Origin of the sequence: Streptomyces sp. NPDC003720, assembly GCF_042875075.1 — a bacterium.
Lineage (GTDB): Bacteria > Actinomycetota > Actinomycetes > Streptomycetales > Streptomycetaceae > Streptomyces.
Genome location: NZ_JBIANZ010000008.1, coordinates 1 through 17,419, shown reverse-complemented (window position 1 = coordinate 17,419; position 17,419 = coordinate 1). Strand labels below are relative to the sequence as shown.

The window sequence follows — 17,419 nt, the reverse complement described above, 5'->3', positions numbered from 1 at the left end:
CCGCGCTCACCCGTGCCGCTCCCGGCGGCACTCGTCCCGCGGCTACGGGACGCCGGTCACGCGGCCCGGCACCGCTCCGGTCCCACCGGGTGTTCCGGCCGGGACGGGGCCGGCTCGCACGGGGGCCGGGAGACGGCGCGGGCGGCCTCGCACGACGCCAGCAGCTCACGCATCGACACCCCGCCGACCACGGGCGGCTCGACCGGCGGCTCCGTGGACCGAGAAGCGGACATGGACGCCTCCTCACGTGCGGGGGCAGACGCGGTTAGGTATGCCTAACCACGAGCGGGGACTCCATGTGACCACGCCCGGGACATCCTGCGCAATATGTTACCGACGCCTTGTCGGAAAGAGGTCGTCGTCAGGCCGCGAGCGTGTCCAGGTCCGCGCTCGCCCACCGCTGCCCGAGCCCGGTGACCGTCACGTGCCGGACCTCGTCGGTCGTGTCGCCGACGGCCCGGTGGATGACGACCTGGAGCCGCTCGTCGGTCAGCTCCTCGACCTTGCCCTCGCCCCACTCCACGACGATCACCGAGTCGGGCAGGGAGACGTCGAGGTCGAGGTCCTCCATCTCGTCGAGACCGCCGGAGAGCCGGTAGGCGTCCACGTGGACGAGCGGCGGCCCGTCGCCCAGGGAGGGGTGCACCCGGGCGATCACGAAGGTCGGCGAGGTGACCGCGCCGCGCACGCCGAGCCCCTCCCCGAGCCCGCGGGTCAGCGTGGTCTTGCCCGCGCCCAGCTCGCCGCTGAGCATCACCAGGTCACCCGAGCGCAGCAGCTTGGCCAGGCGGCGGCCCAGCTCCCGCATCTGCTCGGGAGAGGTGATGGTCAGCCGGGTCTCAGCGGGGTCGTGCGGTGCTGCTGGTGCTGCTGGCTGTTCCATAGCCACTTACGGTAGCCCCTGCCGGCACCGCGCCCGCGCGGGTGAGCAGGTCGGCCAGGCGGTCGGTGACCACTTCGGGGTGTTCCAGCATCACGAGGTGCCCGGCGTCCGGCACGAGCACCAGTTCGGCGTCCGGGAGGAGGTCGGCGATGGCCTCGCTGTGCTCGCTGGGCGTGACCAGGTCCTGCACCCCGGCCAGCACCAGCACGGGGAAGTCCCGGAAGCAGAGCAGCGCCTCGGTCTTGTCGTGCTCGGTGAAGGCCGGGTAGAACTCGGCGACCACGTCGATCGGCGTCGACTCGATCATCCGTTCGGCGAACCGCTCCACGGCGGGATCGACGTCCCGGGACGCGAACGAGTACCGCTTGATGACCCCGGCGAACAGGTCGGCGGTGGCCCGGCGCCCCTTCTCGACCAGTTCCGCCTGCTGCCCGAGCGCCCTCAGCACTCCGGGGAGTATCCGGCGCACCGCGTTGACGCCGGCCACCGGCAGCCCGAAGTTGACCTCGCCGAGCCGTCCGGAGGAGGTGCCGATGAAGGCGGTGGCCACGACCCGGTCGCGGATCAGCTCCGGGAAGTGGGCGGCCAGCGCCATGATCGTCATCCCGCCCATGGAGTGCCCGACCAGCACGATCGGCCCGTCCGGCACGGCCGCGTCGAGGACGGCCTTCAGATCGCGGCCGAGCTGGTCGATGGTGAGGGGCACGCCGTCCTGGGTCTGGGCCACCCCGCGTGCGGAGCGGCCGTGGCTGCGCTGGTCCCAGTACACGGTGCGCACGACCCCGCGCAGGGCCGCCCGCTGGAAGTGGAAGGAGTCCTGGCTGAGGCAGTAGCCGTGGCAGAAGACGACGGTGACGGGGGCGGGGGCCTTGCGGCCGAAGAGCCTGCGGCGGCGCGGGGAGACGTTCGGACCCGGGTCGGGCTCGACGTCGTCGACCTCGTAGTACAACTCCGTGCCGTCGTCGGCGTACGCCTTGCCGGGGGTGCCGCGCAGGGTGCCGTAGGGGCCGGCCGAGTCGAGCACGAGCCGGGCCCTGCGGCGCATCCCGCGGCCCACGGTCATCCGCTCGACGGCCACCCCGGCGGCCGCGCCCGCGGCCAGGACGCCTATCGCGGCACCGGCGATGCCGGTCGTCCTGCGCCAGTTGCCGGCCGCCCCCGCCGCGGAGGCGGCGGCCGCCGAGGCGACGGCGTCCACCAGGGCCTCCGCGCTGCTCTCGCTCACTTCCGCTCCTCTTCGCCGTACTGCAGTTCGCTGGGTGGGTGAAACGGGTGGTGCCGGGGCTGGTGCCGGTGGTGCCGGTGGTGTCCGTGTTACCGGTGGCGGCAGGAGTAACCGGGCATGGATGTCCGCCCCCTGAAGGGGTTACCCCGCCTGGGCCCCGTTCACATGGACGCGGGGAACACGCGTTCCGATCCGGGTGACGATCTCGTACGCGATCGTGCCGCAGGCCTGCGCCCAGTCCTCGGCGGTGGGCTCGCCGCGGTCGCCGGGACCGAACAGCACCGCCTGCGCGCCGGCCTCGGGCTCGTCCCCGCCGAGGTCCACCACGAACTGGTCCATGGCCACCCGCCCCGCGACGGTCCGCCACTTGCCGTCCACCAGCACCGGGCCGGTGCCGGAGGCGTGCCGGGGGATGCCGTCCGCGTAGCCGACGGGGACGAGGCCGAGGGTGGTCGCGCCCGGGGTGACGTAGTGGTGGCCGTAACTGACGCCGTGTCCGGCCGGGACGTGCTTGACCAGTGCCAGCGACGCGCTCAGCGTCATCACCGGGCGCAGGCCGAAGTCGGCCGGGGTGCCGATCTCCGGGCTGGGCGAGATGCCGTACATCGCGATGCCCGGCCGGACGAGGTCGAAGTGGGTCTCCGGAAGGGTCAGCGTGGCCGGGGAGTTGGCGATGTGGCGGACCTCGGGGCGCACGCCACGCTCCTCGGCGTACGCCACCATCTCCCGGAAACGGGTGAGCTGGGCGGCGATGGACGGGTGCCCCGGCTCGTCGGCGCAGGCGAAGTGCGACCACAGACCGGTGACCCGGAGCAGGCCCTCGGCCTCGGCCCGCAGGGCCGCGTCGACCAGTTCGGGCCAGTCGGCGGGCTGGCAGCCGTTGCGTCCGAGCCCGGTGTCGGCCTTGAGCTGCACCCGCGCGGGCCGGCCCGCCTGCCGGGCGGCCTCGGTGACCTCGCGCAGCGCCCACATCCCGCTGAGGGAGACGTCGATGTCCGCCTCGACGGCCTGCCGCCAGGGCCCGCCGGGCACCCAGAGCCAGCACAGGACGCGGGTGTCCAGGCCGGCGGCGCGCAGCGCGAGCGCCTCCTCCGGGGTGGCCGTGCCCAGCCAGGTCGCGCCCGCCTCGACGGCGGCGCGGGCACACGGCAGCGCCCCGTGGCCGTACGCGTCGGACTTGACGACGGCCATCAGGGCCGCGCCCCGCGCCCGGGCCCGCAGGACCCGCACATTGGCGCGCAGGGCGGCCAGATCGATCTCGGCCCGGGCCCGCAGAGGCGCGGTCGGCTCAGCAACAGTCTCACTCATGGCGCCCCCAGTGTCTCAGAGGACCGCGGCGGCCCCCGGGCGCACCGTCCGGAGGGCCGCCGAAGGCCGTCCTGCGGGGGCGTCGCGGCGAAGGCACGGCGACCGCGTGGAGGTTGCCGCACGGGTATTGCGGCGCCCGCGGCGGCAGGTGTAGCAATGGCGCACGGAAAACTTGAACATTGTTCAAGTTCCTTCCCGGCGTGTTCGGCACTTCCCGTTCTCCACTTCGCGTTCGCACCCCCCACCGAGCCGAGGAGCAGCAGATGTCCACGGAACGCCCCGCCCGCAGCCGGCGTACCGTCCTGGCCGCGGGAGCCCTCACCGGCCTCGGCCTGGCGGGCGCCCAGTTGGCCGGGCCGGCGCCGGCCGGCGCCGCGACCGCCGACGGCACGGCGTCCGCGGGTGACACCCCGTCCGGCGGTGACACCACCTACCTCGTCGGGCGGGGCGTCGCCGACGCCACCGGCGAGGTCGCCGAGGTCGGCATGATGGGCTACGGCCGGTTCGACCAGCAGGCCGCCGGGCTGCACACGCGTCTGCGGGCCCGCGGGTTCGTGGTGGTGGACCGGGCCACGGGCCGGCGCGTCCTGCTGATCGTCGCGGACTCGCCGATGATCTTCGAGAGCGTGCACCAGGAGGTGCTGCGGCGTCTCGCCGCGCGGTACGGCGACCTCTACACCGAGCAGAACGTGCTCATCACCGCCACCCACACCCACGCCGGTCCCGGCGGCTACTCGCACCATCTGCTGTACAACGCGACCACGTTCGGGTTCCACCGCAAGACCTTCGAGGCCGTGGCGGACGGTCTCGTCGAGGCCGCCCGGCGCGCCCACGACGATCTGGCGCCCTCCGGCCTGGTCCTCAGCCACGGGACCCTGACCGGGGCCAGCGCCAACCGCTCCCGGGTGGCCTTCGACCGCAACCCGAAGGCCGACCGCGACCACTTCCCGGACGGCGTCGACCCGCACACCACGCTGCTGCGGGTGGAGCGGGAGGGCCGGGCGGTGGGCGCCGTCAACTGGTTCCCGGTGCACGGCACCAGCATGTCCGGGGACAACCGGGTGATCAGCGCGGACAACAAGGGGTTCGCCGCCTACCACTGGGAGCGCGAGGTCAACGGCGTCGACTACCTGGCCGACGGCTCCCCGGCGTTCGTCTCGGCGTTCGCGCAGACCAACAGCGGCGACATGTCCCTCAACCTGGACCTGTCGCCCCCGACCACGCCGGAGGACTTCGCCCACACCCACGCCAGCGGGCTGCGGCAGTACGAGGCCGCCGCGGCGCAGTTGCACGAGCCGGGCGTCACGCTGACCGGCCCGGTGGACTCCCGGCTGGTCTACGTCGACCTCTCCGACGTCGCGGTGCGCCCCGAGTTCACCGGCGACGGGCGGACCCACCGCACCTCCAAGCCCTGCATCGGCGCCTCCATGGCCGCCGGGAGCATGGAGGACGGGCCGGCCTTCCCGGGATTCCAGGAAGGCGAGAACCCCTTCTGGGACGCGGTGTCCGACTCCGTGATCTACACCGTCTCGCCGGAGCTGAAGGAGGCGCAGGCGCCCAAGGACGTCTTCGTGCCCATCGGCGAGATGAACCGCGTCTACCCGTGGGTCCAGGAGCGGGTGCCGGTGATGCTGGTGCGCATCGGCCGGCTGTACCTCGTCGGCATCCCGGGCGAGGTCACCATCTGCGCGGGCCTGCGGCTGCGGCGCACGGTCGCGGAGATCGTCGGCGCCGACCTCGAGGACGTGCTGGTCGCCGGATACGCCAACGCGTACTTCCACTACCTGACCACCCCGGAGGAGTACGACTCCCAGCAGTACGAGGGCGGCAGCACCCTGTTCGGCCGCTGGCAGCTCCCGGCGCTGCAGCAGACGGCGGCCGCTCTCGCCACCGCGCTGCGCGACGGCACCGAGCTGCCCCTCGGCCCCGAGGCCCCGGACCTGTCCGGCACGGTCCTCGCTCTTCAGCCCGGCGTGGTGCTGGACGCGCCGCCGGTCCTCAAGTCGTTCGGGGACGTGCTGGAGACGCCCCAGGACGGCTACCGGGCCGGCGACCGGGCGCGGGTCGTCTTCGCCGGCGCCCACCCGGGCAACGACCTGCACCGGGGCGGCACGTACCTGGAGATCCAGCGCCAGGACCCCGGCGGCGCCTGGCGCCGGATCGCGGACGACGGCGACTGGGCGACCAGGTTCCACTGGGAGCGCTACGGCGTCGCCGCCTCCAAGGTCACCGTCACCTGGGACATCCCGCAGGACACCGCCCCGGGCACGTACCGGATCGTGTACCGCGGCGACGCGCGGAACCTGCTCGGCACCGTCACCCCGATCACCGGCAAGTCCCCGGCCTTCACCGTGCGTTGAGCCGGACACCGACAGGGGCCGGCGCGCCGCACCGGCGGCGCGCCGGGCCCCCGGTCGCGGGGCTCAGCCCAGGGCGTCCCGCACGTCGCGCCACGCCTCGGGCAGCCGCTCCGCGATGTCGTGGGCCCCGGCCGGCGCCCCCGAAGCGGCGAACCGCCCGGCCAGGCCGTGCAGATACGCCGCCGCGCTCCCGGCGTCCCGCGCGGGCAGCCCGGTAGCCAGCAGCGACCCGGCGAGCCCCGACAGCACGTCACCGCTCCCGGCGGTGGCCAGCCAGCCCGTGCCCGTGGCGTTCACCCGCACCGCGCCGCCCCGCGGGTCGGCGACCAGCGTCGTCGACCCCTTCAGCAGCACGGTCGCCCGGTACACCGCCGCCAGTTCCCGCACCGCGGCCAGCCTGGCCCCCTCGACCTCCTCGCGGCGCACCCCGAGCAGCGCGGCCGCCTCCCCCGCGTGCGGGGTCATCAGCGTCGGCGCCGCACGCCCGCGCACCGCGTCCCGCTCCGCCAGCCGCAGCCCGTCGGCGTCGAGCAGCACCGGCACGTCGGTGTCCAGCACCTCCGCCACGGTCGCCGCGTCGTCCCCGGCGCCGGGCCCGACCACCCACGCCTGCACCCGCCCGGCCTTCGCCGGGCCCCGGTCGGACACGAGCGTCTCCGGGAACCGGGCGATCACCGCGTCCGCGGCCGGCCCGACGTACCGCACGGCGCCCGCCCCGCCGCGCAGCGCCCCGGAGACGGCCAGCACGGCGGCCCCCGGATAGCGCGCCGACCCGGCGGCGATCCCGACCACGCCCCGCCGGTACTTGTCGCTCTCCGCCGCCGGACGCGGCAACAGCCGGGCCACGTCCGCGTGTTGCAGCGCCTCCAGCTCGGCGACGGGCGGCAGGACCAGACCGATGCCGACCAGCCGCACGCTTCCGGCGTACTCGCGCGCCGGGTCGATCAGCAGCCCCGGCTTGTGCGTGCCGAAGGTGACGGTGAGGTCGGCCCGGACCGCCGCGCCCCGCACCTCCCCGGTGTCGGCCTCCACCCCGCTCGGCAGGTCCACCGCGACGACGGCCGCGCCCGACCGCTCGACGGCGTCCACCAGGGCCTCGGCCTCCGGCCGCAGCCCGCCCCTGCCGCCGATGCCGACGATGCCGTCCACCACGAGGTCGGCCCGTGCGATCCACCGTTCGGCGCCGCCGGGCGCCGTGACGGAGCCGCCCGCCCGGCGCAGCGCCGCCAGACCGCCCGGGTGGGTGCGCTCGGGCGGCGCCAGCAGCACGGCCGTGACGCCCGCGCCCCGCCGCGCCAGCCGGGCGCCCGCGTACAACGCGTCCCCGCCGTTGTCCCCGCTGCCGACGAGCAGCACCACCCGCCGGCCGTAGACCCGCCCGAGCAGGTCGGCGCAGGCAGCGGCCAGCCCGGCGGCGGCCCGCTGCATCAGCGCGCCCTCCGGTAGCCGTGCCATCAGCTCCCGCTCGGCCGCCCTCACCGTCTCCACGTTGTACGCAGTACGCATGGGTTCGAGTGTGCCCCGCGAACGCCGTCCGCCACACTCGCGCCACGGAGCCGCCCGCGGCGCTCAGCCCTCGGCGACCACCACGGCCGAGGCGATCCCGGCGTCGTGACTCAGCGACACGTGCCAGGAGCGCACCCCGAGTTCCGCCGCCTTCGCGGCGACGGTCCCCTTCACCCGCAGCCGCGGCTGACCGCTGTCCTCGACGTACACCTCGGCGTCGGTCCAGTGCAGGCCCGGCGGCGCGCCCAACGCCTTGGCCAGCGCCTCCTTGGCGGCGAACCGCGCCGCGAGGGACGCGATGCCGCGCCGCTCCCCGCTGGGCAGCAGCAACTCACTGTCGACGAACAGCCGGCCGGCCAGTCCAGGCGTCCGGTCGAGCGACGCCCGGAACCGGTCGATCTCGGCGACGTCGATACCGACCCCGATGATGCTCATGGGCAGACCCTACGGGGCGCCGGTGCGCGGCCGTCGGCAGGTCACTCCACCGTGACGGACTTCGCCAGGTTGCGCGGCTGGTCCACCTCGTTGCCCCGGGCCGTGGCCAGTTCGCAGGCGAAGACCTGGAGCGGCACCGTGGCCACCAACGGCTGCAGCAGCGTGGGCGTGGCCGGGATGCGGATCAGGTGGTCGGCGTAGGGGACCACCGCCTCGTCGCCCTCCTCCGCGATCACGATGGTCCGTGCCCCGCGCGCCCGGATCTCCTGGATGTTGGAGACGATCTTGTCGTAGAGCACCGACCGGCCGCGCGGCGACGGCACGACCACCACCACGGGCAGGTCCTCCTCGATCAGGGCGATCGGGCCGTGCTTCAGCTCGCCCGCCGCGAAGCCCTCGGCGTGCATGTAGGCGAGCTCCTTGAGCTTGAGCGCGCCCTCCAGGGCGACCGGGTAGCCCACGTGCCGGCCCAGGAACAGCACCGTGTCCTTGTCCGCCAGCGACCGCGCGAGCGCCCGTACCGGCTCCATGGTCTCCAGTACCCGGTCGACCGCGCCCGCGATGTGGGACAGGTCCCTGATGACGGCGCTGATCTCGTCGCCCCACTTGGTGCCGCGCACCTGGCCCAGGTACAGGGCCACCAGGTAGCACGCCACCAACTGGGTGAGGAACGCCTTGGTGGAGGCGACGGCCACCTCCGGCCCGGCGTGGGTGTACAGCACCGCGTCCGACTCGCGCGGGATGGTGGAGCCGTTGGTGTTGCAGATCGCCAGCACCTTGGAGCCCTGCTCGCGCGCGTGCCGCAGCGCCATCAGGGTGTCCATGGTCTCGCCGGACTGCGAGATGGCGATGACCAGGGAGCGGCCGTCGAGGATGGGGTCGCGGTAGCGGAACTCGCTCGCCAGCTCCACCTCGCACGGGATGCGGGTCCAGTGCTCGATGGCGTACTTGGCGATCATGCCGGCGTGGAAGGCCGTGCCGCACGCGACGATGACGACCTTGTCCACCTCGCGCAGCTCCGAGGGCGTGATCCGGACCTCGTCCAGCGTCAGGGAGCCGGCCGCGTCGATGCGCCCGAGCAGGGTGTCGGCGACCGCCTTGGGCTGCTCGGCGATCTCCTTGAGCATGAAGTAGTCGTAGCCGCCCTTCTCCGCGGCCGACGCGTCCCAGTCCACGTGGTACGAACGCACCTCGGCGGGACGGCCGTCGAAGCCGGTCACCGTGACACCGTCCCGGCGCAGCTCCACCACCTGGTCCTGGCCCAGCTCGACCGCCGAGCGGGTGTGCTCGATGAACGCGGCGACGTCGGAGGCCAGGAACGCCTCGCCCTCGCCGACTCCCACCACCAGGGGCGAGTTGCGGCGGGCGCCGACGACCACGTCCGGCGCGTCGGCGTGCACCGCGACCAGCGTGAACGCGCCGTCCAGGCGCCGGCACACCAGCCGCATGGCCTCGGCGAGGTCGGCGTAGGAGGAGAACTCCTCCGCCAGCAGGTGCGCGACGACCTCGGTGTCCGTCTCGGACGCAAGCTCGTGCCCGCGCTCCGTCAGCTCGGCCCGCAGCGCGGCGAAGTTCTCGATGATGCCGTTGTGCACGACGGCGACCCGGCCCGCGTTGTCGAGGTGCGGGTGCGCGTTCGCGTCCGTGGGACCGCCGTGGGTGGCCCAGCGCGTGTGGCCGATACCCGTCGTGCCCGCCGGCAGCGGCCGGTCGACGAGCTCCTTCTCCAGGTTGACCAGCTTCCCGGCCTTCTTCCCCGCGGCCAGCCCGCCGTCCGCGAGCACGGCGACGCCCGCCGAGTCGTAGCCCCGGTACTCCAGCCGCTTCAGCCCGGCCATCACGACATCGAGCGCCGACTGCGACCCCACGTATCCCACGATTCCGCACATGTGCCGCAGCCTACGGGCGACCGGCCTCTCGAAAGAGCCGCCGCGTGCCCGAAATCAGAAATTCCCACCGCGGCAGGAGGCCCGGCCCGGGTCCGCGGCCGGGCCCGCACGTGACGTACCCCACCCCGCGGCCCTGTTCAAACTCCGTTAACAATGGACTGTGATCTCACCGGTCTCCCCGATGCCCAGGAGCGCCCACCGGTCCAGGCCGGAGGCGACTCCCTACGTCGACCTCACGCGCGCCGAATGGAGTGCGCTGCGGGACAAGACGCCGCTGCCGCTCACCGCCGAGGAGGTGGAGAAGCTGCGCGGGCTCGGCGACGTCATCGACCTCGACGAGGTGCGGGACATCTACCTCCCGCTGTCGCGCCTGCTCAACCTCTACGTCGGCGCCACGGACGGCCTGCGCAGCGCGCTCAACACCTTCCTCGGCGAACAGGGTTCCCAGTCCGGCACCCCGTTCGTGATAGGCGTCGCCGGCTCGGTGGCGGTCGGCAAGTCGACCGTCGCCCGGCTGCTGCAGGCCCTGCTGTCCCGCTGGCCCGAGCACCCGCGCGTCGAACTGGTGACGACCGACGGGTTCCTGCTGCCCACCAGGGAGCTGGAGTCGCGCGGCCTGATGTCGCGCAAGGGCTTCCCCGAGTCCTACGACCGCCGGGCGCTGACCCGCTTCGTCGCCGACATCAAGGCGGGCAAGGACGAGGTGACGGCCCCCGTCTACTCCCACCTGATCTACGACATCGTCCCGGACAGCCGGCTCACCGTGCGCCGCCCGGACATCCTGATCGTCGAGGGGCTCAACGTCCTGCAGCCCGCCCTGCCCGGCAAGGACGGGCGCACCCGGGTCGGTCTCGCCGACTACTTCGACTTCAGCGTGTACGTCGACGCGAGCGCCGAGGACATCGAGAGCTGGTACCTCAGCCGCTTCCGCAAGCTGCGCCGGACCGCCTTCCAGAACCCGGACTCGTACTTCCGCAAGTACACCCAGGTGTCCGAGGAGGAGGCCCTCGACTACGCCCGCACCCTGTGGCGCACGATCAACAAGCCCAACCTGGTCGAGAACATCGCGCCCACCCGCGGCCGCGCCACCCTCGTCGTCCGCAAGGGCGCCGACCACAAGGTGCAGCGGCTGCGCCTGCGCAAGCTCTAGGGGCGACGTGTCCATGTGACGTGTGCATGGAAGCCTGTTAGAAAGGCGCCATGCTGCATCTGCGCCTGATCACCCCGGCCGACACGACGGACGAGGTGGTGCGGCTGATCGAGACGACGGTCGGCACGGCCCACCTCGTCGTGCTGCCGGGCGCCGCCCGGAACCCGGCCGGGGACGTCGTCCAGTGCGACGTGGCCCGCGAGGCGGGCGACGAACTCCTCAGCGCGCTGCAGAAGTTGGACCTGGAGCGGACGGGCTCCATCGCGGTCGAGAACATCGACCTCTCGCTGTCCCGGCGCGCCGACCGGGCCGAGGAGGAGGCGCCCGGCGAGGCCGCGGACGCGGTGCTGTGGGAGCACCTGACGGAGGCGACGCACGAGGAGTCGACCCTGTCGGTCACCTACGTCGCGTTCCTCACCCTCGCCACCATGATCGCGGCCTGCGGCGTGGTGCTGGACAACGCGGTGCTGATCGTGGGGGCCATGGCGGTCGGCCCGGAGTTCGGTCCGCTGGCCGGCATCTGCACGGCCCTGGTGCAGCGCCGCCCGCGCCTGGCGCTGCGCTCGGTGACGGCGCTGCTCGTGGGCTTCGCGGCGGCGATGGCGGTCACGGTCGGCTTCAGCCTGTTCATGGACGCCGTCGGGCTGTTCCACCGGTCCGGGCTGGAGGGCGCGCGCCCCAACACGGCGTTCGTCTACGCGCCCGACGCCTTCTCGTTCGTCGTGGCGGTGCTGGCCGGGATCGCCGGCACCCTGTCCCTGACCTCCGCCAAGTCGGGCGCGCTGGTCGGCGTGGCCATCTCGGTGACGACGGTGCCCGCCGCCGCCAACGCGGCCGTGGCCCTCGCCTACGGCGACACGGCCCAGACGATCGGCTCCACGAACCAGCTCCTGCTGAACCTGCTGGGCATCGTCCTGGCCGGCATCCTGACCCTGCTGACCCAGAAGTGGTTCTGGGCCAGGCAGCGGCAGCAGCGGCCGAACGTCGGACGGTCCTGAGGCCTTGCCGCCGAACGGCCCTGGCCCCGAACGGGCCTAGGGCCTGTCTGACCATTCGCGCCGTCGCCCGAAGGGCGGCCGCGCGGCGTCAGGTGCGTGCTCTCGGCGGGCCGGCTCCAGGGCCGCGTACTGGACGTACTCGGGTCTGGGGCCGGTGCGGCGAGAGCGCGTGCATGGCGTCGCGCGGCAGGCGGGAATTGTCAGACAGGGCCTAGCCCAGGGCCGACTTCACGGCGTCGGCGAGGCGTCCGGCGACGGAGCGGGCCTGGTCGATGTCGGCCGCCTCGACCATCACCCGCACCAGCGGCTCGGTCCCCGAGGGACGCAGCAGCACGCGGCCGGTCTCGCCCAGCTCACGCTCCGCCTCGGCGACCGCGGCGGCCAGGTCGGCGGAGGTCTTCACCCGGGACTTGTCCACGTCCGGGACGTTGATCAGGACCTGCGGCAGGCGCTCCATCACCGACGCCAGCTCACGCAGCGTACGGCCGGTCTGCGCGACCCGCGCCGCCAGCAGCAGCCCGGTCAGCGTGCCGTCGCCGGTCGTCGCGTGGTCGAGGATGATCACGTGGCCGGACTGCTCGCCGCCGAGGGCGTAGCCCTTCTCCTTCATCTCCTCCAGCACGTACCGGTCGCCGACGGCGGTCTGCACCAGGTGCATGCCCTCGCGCTCCATCGCCAGCTTGAAGCCCAGGTTCGACATGACCGTCGCGACGACGGTGTCGGAGCGCAGCTCGGAGCGTTCCCGCATCGCCAGCGCGAGCACGGCGAGGATCTGGTCCCCGTCGACCTCCTCGCCGGTGTGATCCACGGCGAGGCAGCGGTCGGCGTCGCCGTCGTGCGCGATGCCGAGGTCGGCGCCCTGCTCGACGACGGCCGCCTTCAGCTTCTCCAGGTGGGTGGAGCCGCAGCCGTCGTTGATGTTGAGCCCGTCCGGCTCGGCGCCGATCGTGACGACCTGGGCGCCGGCCCGCGAGAACGCCTCCGGCGAGACCCCCGAGGCCGCGCCGTGCGCCTCGTCCAGGACGATCTTCAGGCCGTCGAGCCGGTTCGGCAGCGCGCCGAGCAGGTGGCCGACGTAGCGCTCGAAGCCCTCGTCGTACGGACGGGCCCGTCCGACCCCGGCGCCCGTGGGCCGCTCCCAGGGCTCGCCGTGACGGTGGGAGTCGTACACCGACTCGATCCGGTCCTCGAGCTCGTCGGCGAGTTTGTGGCCGCCCCGGGCGAAGAACTTGATGCCGTTGTCCGGCATGGCGTTGTGGCTGGCGGAGAGCATCACGCCGAGGTCGGCGCCGAGCGCGCCGGTCAGGAACGCCACCGCGGGCGTCGGCAGCACGCCGACTCGCAGGACGTCCACGCCCGCGCTGGCCAGGCCCGCGACCACCGCCGCCTCCAGGAACTCCCCGGACGCGCGCGGGTCCCGTCCGACCACGGCCGTCGGCCGGTGGCCCTCGAAGGTGCCCGCCTCGGCCAGCACGTGGGCCGCCGCCACGGACAGGCCGAGCGCCATCTCGGCCGTCAGGTCCGCGTTGGCGACACCGCGCACGCCGTCCGTACCGAAGAGTCGTCCCACTTGTCCTCCTGAGGAAGCGTCCATGCTGCCGGGAATCATGGCAGACGCCACGACATCCGATCACACAAGCCTTTGAGCGTCTTGTGTCGTTATACGCCCTTGGGCTGGGATAAACGAACGCCCCGGCGGCACAGAGGCGTGCCGCCGGGGCGTTCGGAGTACGAGCAGGCAGCGGTGATTAGCGCTTGCTGTACTGCGGGGCCTTGCGGGCCTTCTTCAGACCGGCCTTCTTGCGCTCGACCGCACGGTCGTCGCGCTTGAGGAAGCCGGCCTTCTTCAGCGGGCCGCGGTTGTTGTCGACGTCGGCCTCGTTCAGCGCACGGGCGACACCGAGACGGAGCGCACCGGCCTGACCGGAGACGCCGCCACCCGCGATACGGGCGATCACGTCGTAGCGGCCCTCGAGCTCGAGCACCTTGAAGGGCTCGTTGACTTCCTGCTGGTGCACCTTGTTCGGGAAGTAGTCCTCGAGGGTGCGACCGTTGATCTTCCACTTGCCGGTGCCCGGGACGATCCGGACGCGGGCGATGGCGTTCTTGCGACGGCCCAGGCCGGCGGCCGGCTGGGGCTCGCCGAAGCGGGAGGCCATGGACTCCGAGGTGTACTCGCCCTCGACGGGGACCTCGGACTCGGTGGTGTAGCTGTCGATGTCAAGCTCTTCGAGCGGCTGCTCGGCAGTGGTCTCGGCCACGATTCTCCTCAGATTCTCTGTCAGTCTTAGGGGGTGGCCGGACTTACTGCGCGACCTGGGTGATCTCGAACGGCACCGGCTGCTGCGCAGCGTGCGGGTGCACGTCACCCTTGTAGACCTTCAGCTTCGAGAGCATCTGACGGCCCAGGGAGTTCTTGGGGAGCATGCCCTTGACGGCCTTCTCGATGGCCTTCTCCGGGTTCTTGTCCAGCAGCTCGTCGTAGCGGACGGAGCGCAGACCACCCGGGTAGCCGGAGTGGCGGTACGCCATCTTCTGGGTCCGCTTGTTGCCCGACAGGTGCACCTTGTCGGCGTTGATGATGATGACGAAGTCACCAGCGTCGACGTGCGGCGCGTAGATCGGCTTGTGCTTGCCCCGGAGGAGGGTCGCTGCGGTGGTGGCGAGACGGCCCAGAACAACGTCCTGGGCGTCGATGACGTGCCACTGGCGCGTCACATCGCCGGGCTTGGGGCTGTACGTACGCACGGTTCGTAGCCTTCGCTTCGAGTGAATGGTCCTGAACAGGTCACCGAAACGATCACGACAGCCTGAGCCACTGCGGCGACGCATACCGCGTACGTGGGGTTGCTGGTCATCGGCCCGGTGGACCGGTGTAAGGGCCCGTCCCGTGAGAATGAGCAAGCCAATACACAACGAAGAAGCAGGTTACCTGGACGCCCCCGGACGGGTCAAAACGAGGCATGCCGACGGACAAAGGTCGCATGCCGCCGCTCGCGCTCCAGTATCGCCCGCCCCACGTCTAAGATGCGCCCCATGAGTTACGGGCAGGGGGGACCCCAGTCTCAGTGGGATCCCTGGAAACCTAATTCCCAGCAGCCCTGGAGCAGCGGCGGTGACGACGGAACCCCCGACTGGGCCGCGCTCGCCGAGGCGTCCGAGACGCGGAACAAGCGTCGCCGGCTGCTGTTCATCGGCGGCGGCGCGCTCGCCACGATCGGCGTCGGCGCGGCCGTCGCCATGGCCGTGGTCTCCGCGAACGGCGACGACGGCGCCTCCGGCAAGCCCACCGGGCTGCCCGCCAGCGCCTCCCTGCCCAGCGGCTCGGCCACCGCGCCGTCCTTCGCGCCCACCAGCGCCCCGCCGCCGCTGGACCCGAAGGACTTCATAGCCAGCGCCAAGAAGGACACCGCCCCGCTCAGCCCGGAGACGCTGTTCCCGGGCACGCAGCTCACCATGGGCCAGACGGTGTACAAGAAGGGCGCCACCGCCGACACGAGGAACTGCGCCTCGGCGACCGGCGGCAACCTGCCGAAGATCCTGACCGCCAACGGCTGCACCCGGCTGATGCGGGTGAGCTACGCCAACGGCGACATCGCCGTCACGGTCGGCGTCGCGGTCTTCGACGACGAGGCGCAGGCCACGAAGGTGAAGTCCCAGGCCGGCAGCAGGAAGAGCCTGGTGAACTCCCTGGCGGGCAAGGGCATCAAGGACTTCTGCGACTCCGCGATCTGCCGGACGACCACGAACGCCTACGGCCGCTACGCCTACTTCACGATCAGCGGCTTCACCGGCGGCAAGAACGTCACCACCAAGGACACCAAGGTGTTCCGCACCGGCGACGACCTGGCCCAGTTCACCGTCAACCAGATCCACCGCCGCGGCCAGGCACAGGCCTCCGCGGCGGCGAACCGGTAGCTCAGCAGCACCCCGCCGACGGAAGCGACCGCTTGTTCCGGGCCTCCTTGTTCCGGGCGGCCAGCAGCTCGTCGGCGGGATAGCCGACCTCCTCGAGGGTCAGCCCGTGCGGCCGTACGACGTGCACGGCGCTGTCCCGTACCCCGGCGGCCAGCACCTTGCCGGGCCACTCCGGGCCCCGGTGCCCGTCCCCCACGAACAGCAGCGCGCCGATCAGCGAGCGCACCATGTTGTGGCAGAAGGCGTCGGCCCGGACCGTGGCCGTGACCACCCCGTCCGCGCCGCGCACCAGGCTCAGCTCCTGGAGGGTGCGGATCGTGGTCGCGCCCTCGCGCCGCTTGCAGTAGGCGGCGAAGTCGTGCTCGCCGACGAGCGCCCGCGCGGCCTCGTTCATCGCGTCCACGTCGAGCGGCCAGTCGTGCCACAGGACGTGCCCCCGCAGCAGCGGGTCCACGCCGCCGGGGTTGTCGGTGACGCGGTACGCGTAGCGCCGCCAGACCGCCGAGAACCGGGCGTTGAACCCGGCCGGCGCCTCGCTGAGCCGCCACACCCGGACGTCCTTGGACAGCCGTCCGGCGAGCCGCTTCAGCAGCTTCTCGCGGTGCTCCGCCCACAGTTCGGCGGGCAGGTCGACGTGCGCGACCTGGCCGCGCGCGTGCACCCCGGCGTCCGTCCGCCCCGCCACCGTCAGTTCGTACGTCTCCTTCGACCGCGTCACGGTCCGCAGGGCGTCCTCGATCTCCCCCTGCACGGTCCGCCTGCCGCCGGCCTGCTTGGCCCAGCCGTGGAAGCCGGCGCCGTCGTAGGAGAGGTCGAGGCGGATGCGTACGTGTCCGGGCTGTACTTCGTCACTCACACAGGGATCCTCTCAAGGCTGTGCTCTGGTCGGGAAACGTGAAAGCGGGCCCGCCCCGGAGGGCGGACCCGCTTACCGCGTCAGGCAGAGCCTCAGGCGTCCTTCGACTCCTCGGCCGGAGCCTCGGCCGGGGCCTCGGTGGTCTCCTGGGCCTTGGCCTCGTCCGACTCCTTGACCGCGCGCTTGGTGGCGGCCTCGGCCTCACCCACGGCCTTCTGCTGCACCGTCAGCGCCTCGACCAGCTCGATGACGGCCATGGGCGCGTTGTCGCCACGGCGGTTACCGATCTTGGTGATGCGGGTGTAGCCACCCGGGCGGTTCTCGTAGCGCGGGCCGATCTCGGTGAAGAGCGTGTGGACGATGCTCTTGTCCGTGATCACCTGGAGCACCTGACGGCGGTTGTGAAGGTCGCCCTTCTTCGCCTTGGTGACCAGACGCTCGGCGTACGGGCGCAGGCGGCGGGCCTTCGCCTCGGTGGTGGTGATGCGGCCGTGCTCGAAGAGCGCCTTCGCGAGGTTCGCGAGGAGCAGCTTCTCGTGCGCGGCGCTGCCGCCCAGACGGGCACCCTTGGTGGGCTTCGGCATGGTTCTTCTCCTGTGTGTCTGCCCCGGCCGTATCAGGTACCGAGGTCAGTATCCGAGCAGACGGTTGTCTGTCGGAGACCCCGCGCCCCGAGGGGCGCGGGGAACCGCGCGACCGGCCACGGCCGGCCCGCGGTCGCAGGACCGGGCTCCTCGCGGAGCGCTCAGTACTGCTCGGTCTCGACGAAACCGGCGTCCGCGTCGTCGTCGGCGCCGAAGGCGTCCGCGGCGGCGGTCGGGTCGAATCCGGGCGGGCTGTCCTTCAGGGCCAGGCCCATGCCGGCCAGCTTCGCCTTGACCTCGTCGATGG

Annotated in this window: 16 protein-coding genes and 1 pseudogene; 4 read left to right on the top strand and 13 right to left on the bottom strand. The window is 72.6% G+C overall.

Features of this window, described 5'->3' with window-relative positions:
- Nucleotides 1-56: 56 nt before the first annotated feature.
- From ACFYU0_RS22290 to alr, 4 genes are all read right to left on the bottom strand, one after another.
- Nucleotides 57-233, bottom strand: coding sequence for a hypothetical protein (locus ACFYU0_RS22290; protein WP_389303673.1), 177 nt, complete (start codon nt 231-233; stop codon nt 57-59).
- Nucleotides 234-361: 128 nt separating this feature from the next.
- Entirely contained in the window at nt 362-883 is a 522-nt protein-coding gene (tsaE, locus tag ACFYU0_RS22285; RefSeq protein ID WP_351672036.1) for a tRNA (adenosine(37)-N6)-threonylcarbamoyltransferase complex ATPase subunit type 1 TsaE, read from the bottom strand.
- Entirely contained in the window at nt 840-2,108 is a 1,269-nt protein-coding gene (locus tag ACFYU0_RS22280) for an alpha/beta fold hydrolase (protein ID WP_389303670.1), read from the bottom strand. Before ACFYU0_RS22280 ends, tsaE begins: the two co-directional genes overlap by 44 nt.
- 141 nt (nt 2,109-2,249) lie before the next feature.
- Entirely contained in the window at nt 2,250-3,416 is a 1,167-nt protein-coding gene (gene alr / locus ACFYU0_RS22275) for an alanine racemase (RefSeq protein ID WP_389303667.1), read from the bottom strand.
- A gap of 263 nt (nt 3,417-3,679) precedes the next feature.
- On the opposite strand from alr, the gene ACFYU0_RS22270 reads away from it, so the two are divergent.
- Nucleotides 3,680-5,776, top strand: coding sequence for a neutral/alkaline ceramidase (locus tag ACFYU0_RS22270; RefSeq protein WP_389303665.1), 2,097 nt, complete (start codon nt 3,680-3,682; stop codon nt 5,774-5,776).
- Nucleotides 5,777-5,839: 63 nt separating this feature from the next.
- On the opposite strand, the gene ACFYU0_RS22265 is transcribed toward ACFYU0_RS22270, so the two are convergent.
- The 3 genes from ACFYU0_RS22265 to glmS form a co-directional block, all read right to left on the bottom strand.
- Nucleotides 5,840-7,282 carry an NAD(P)H-hydrate dehydratase gene (locus ACFYU0_RS22265; protein ID WP_389303663.1) on the bottom strand — a complete coding sequence of 481 codons (1,443 nt, stop codon included), beginning with the start codon at nt 7,280-7,282 and terminating at the stop codon, nt 5,840-5,842.
- Nucleotides 7,283-7,345: 63 nt separating this feature from the next.
- Nucleotides 7,346-7,717, bottom strand: a complete 372-nt coding sequence (locus ACFYU0_RS22260) for a holo-ACP synthase (RefSeq protein WP_351672021.1) — start codon at nt 7,715-7,717, stop codon at nt 7,346-7,348.
- Between the two features lie 41 nt (nt 7,718-7,758).
- Entirely contained in the window at nt 7,759-9,606 is a 1,848-nt protein-coding gene (gene glmS, locus ACFYU0_RS22255; protein WP_389303660.1) for a glutamine--fructose-6-phosphate transaminase (isomerizing), read from the bottom strand.
- 181 nt (nt 9,607-9,787) lie between these two features.
- On the opposite strand from glmS, the gene coaA reads away from it, so the two are divergent.
- Nucleotides 9,788-10,756: a type I pantothenate kinase gene (gene coaA, locus ACFYU0_RS22250; protein ID WP_351672157.1), complete on the top strand. Its 969-nt coding sequence runs from the start codon at nt 9,788-9,790 to the stop codon at nt 10,754-10,756.
- A 50-nt stretch (nt 10,757-10,806) separates the two neighbouring features.
- The gene (locus ACFYU0_RS22245; RefSeq protein WP_389303658.1) at nt 10,807-11,754 is read left to right on the top strand and encodes a DUF389 domain-containing protein; all 948 of its coding nucleotides are present in this window, start codon (nt 10,807-10,809) and stop codon (nt 11,752-11,754) included.
- A 211-nt stretch (nt 11,755-11,965) separates the two neighbouring features.
- On the opposite strand, the gene glmM is transcribed toward ACFYU0_RS22245, so the two are convergent.
- From glmM to rplM, 3 genes are all read right to left on the bottom strand, one after another.
- Entirely contained in the window at nt 11,966-13,324 is a 1,359-nt protein-coding gene (glmM, locus tag ACFYU0_RS22240; protein ID WP_389303656.1) for a phosphoglucosamine mutase, read from the bottom strand.
- Nucleotides 13,325-13,502: 178 nt separating this feature from the next.
- On the bottom strand, nt 13,503-14,015 hold the full coding sequence (gene rpsI, locus ACFYU0_RS22235; RefSeq protein WP_004927169.1) for a 30S ribosomal protein S9: 513 nt from the start codon (nt 14,013-14,015) through the stop codon (nt 13,503-13,505).
- 43 nt (nt 14,016-14,058) lie between these two features.
- On the bottom strand, nt 14,059-14,502 hold the full coding sequence (gene rplM / locus ACFYU0_RS22230) for a 50S ribosomal protein L13 (RefSeq protein WP_351672009.1): 444 nt from the start codon (nt 14,500-14,502) through the stop codon (nt 14,059-14,061).
- Between the two features lie 288 nt (nt 14,503-14,790).
- Here rplM and ACFYU0_RS22225 point away from each other — a divergent pair, with 288 nt between their 5' ends.
- Nucleotides 14,791-15,672 carry a hypothetical protein gene (locus ACFYU0_RS22225; protein WP_389303654.1) on the top strand — a complete coding sequence of 294 codons (882 nt, stop codon included), beginning with the start codon at nt 14,791-14,793 and terminating at the stop codon, nt 15,670-15,672.
- A 1-nt stretch (nt 15,673) separates the two neighbouring features.
- Here ACFYU0_RS22225 and truA read toward each other — a convergent pair whose 3' ends face one another.
- The 3 genes and pseudogenes from truA to ACFYU0_RS22210 form a co-directional block, all read right to left on the bottom strand.
- Nucleotides 15,674-16,528 carry a tRNA pseudouridine(38-40) synthase TruA gene (gene truA / locus ACFYU0_RS22220; RefSeq protein WP_389303651.1) on the bottom strand — a complete coding sequence of 285 codons (855 nt, stop codon included), beginning with the start codon at nt 16,526-16,528 and terminating at the stop codon, nt 15,674-15,676.
- Nucleotides 16,529-16,620: 92 nt separating this feature from the next.
- Complete coding sequence (gene rplQ / locus ACFYU0_RS22215; RefSeq protein WP_351672000.1) at nt 16,621-17,112, bottom strand: 50S ribosomal protein L17; 492 nt, start codon at nt 17,110-17,112, stop codon at nt 16,621-16,623.
- Between the two features lie 161 nt (nt 17,113-17,273).
- Nucleotides 17,274-17,419: pseudogene (locus ACFYU0_RS22210) on the bottom strand (DNA-directed RNA polymerase subunit alpha); the annotation flags it as partial.

What these genes read in the sequence shown, in the direction of transcription:
- ACFYU0_RS22290 (WP_389303673.1), bottom strand. Translation starts at nt 233, where the DNA reads ATGTCCGCTTCTCGGTCCACGGAGCCGCCGGTCGAGCCGCCCGTGGTC.
- tsaE (WP_351672036.1), bottom strand. Translation starts at nt 883, where the DNA reads ATGGAACAGCCAGCAGCACCAGCAGCACCGCACGACCCCGCTGAGACC.
- alr (WP_389303667.1), bottom strand. Translation starts at nt 3,416, where the DNA reads ATGAGTGAGACTGTTGCTGAGCCGACCGCGCCTCTGCGGGCCCGGGCC.
- ACFYU0_RS22270 (WP_389303665.1), top strand. Translation starts at nt 3,680, where the DNA reads ATGTCCACGGAACGCCCCGCCCGCAGCCGGCGTACCGTCCTGGCCGCG.
- ACFYU0_RS22265 (WP_389303663.1), bottom strand. Translation starts at nt 7,282, where the DNA reads ATGCGTACTGCGTACAACGTGGAGACGGTGAGGGCGGCCGAGCGGGAG.
- ACFYU0_RS22260 (WP_351672021.1), bottom strand. Translation starts at nt 7,717, where the DNA reads ATGAGCATCATCGGGGTCGGTATCGACGTCGCCGAGATCGACCGGTTC.
- glmS (WP_389303660.1), bottom strand. Translation starts at nt 9,606, where the DNA reads ATGTGCGGAATCGTGGGATACGTGGGGTCGCAGTCGGCGCTCGATGTC.
- coaA (WP_351672157.1), top strand. Translation starts at nt 9,788, where the DNA reads ATGCCCAGGAGCGCCCACCGGTCCAGGCCGGAGGCGACTCCCTACGTC.
- ACFYU0_RS22245 (WP_389303658.1), top strand. Translation starts at nt 10,807, where the DNA reads ATGCTGCATCTGCGCCTGATCACCCCGGCCGACACGACGGACGAGGTG.
- ACFYU0_RS22225 (WP_389303654.1), top strand. Translation starts at nt 14,791, where the DNA reads ATGAGTTACGGGCAGGGGGGACCCCAGTCTCAGTGGGATCCCTGGAAA.
- rplQ (WP_351672000.1), bottom strand. Translation starts at nt 17,112, where the DNA reads ATGCCGAAGCCCACCAAGGGTGCCCGTCTGGGCGGCAGCGCCGCGCAC.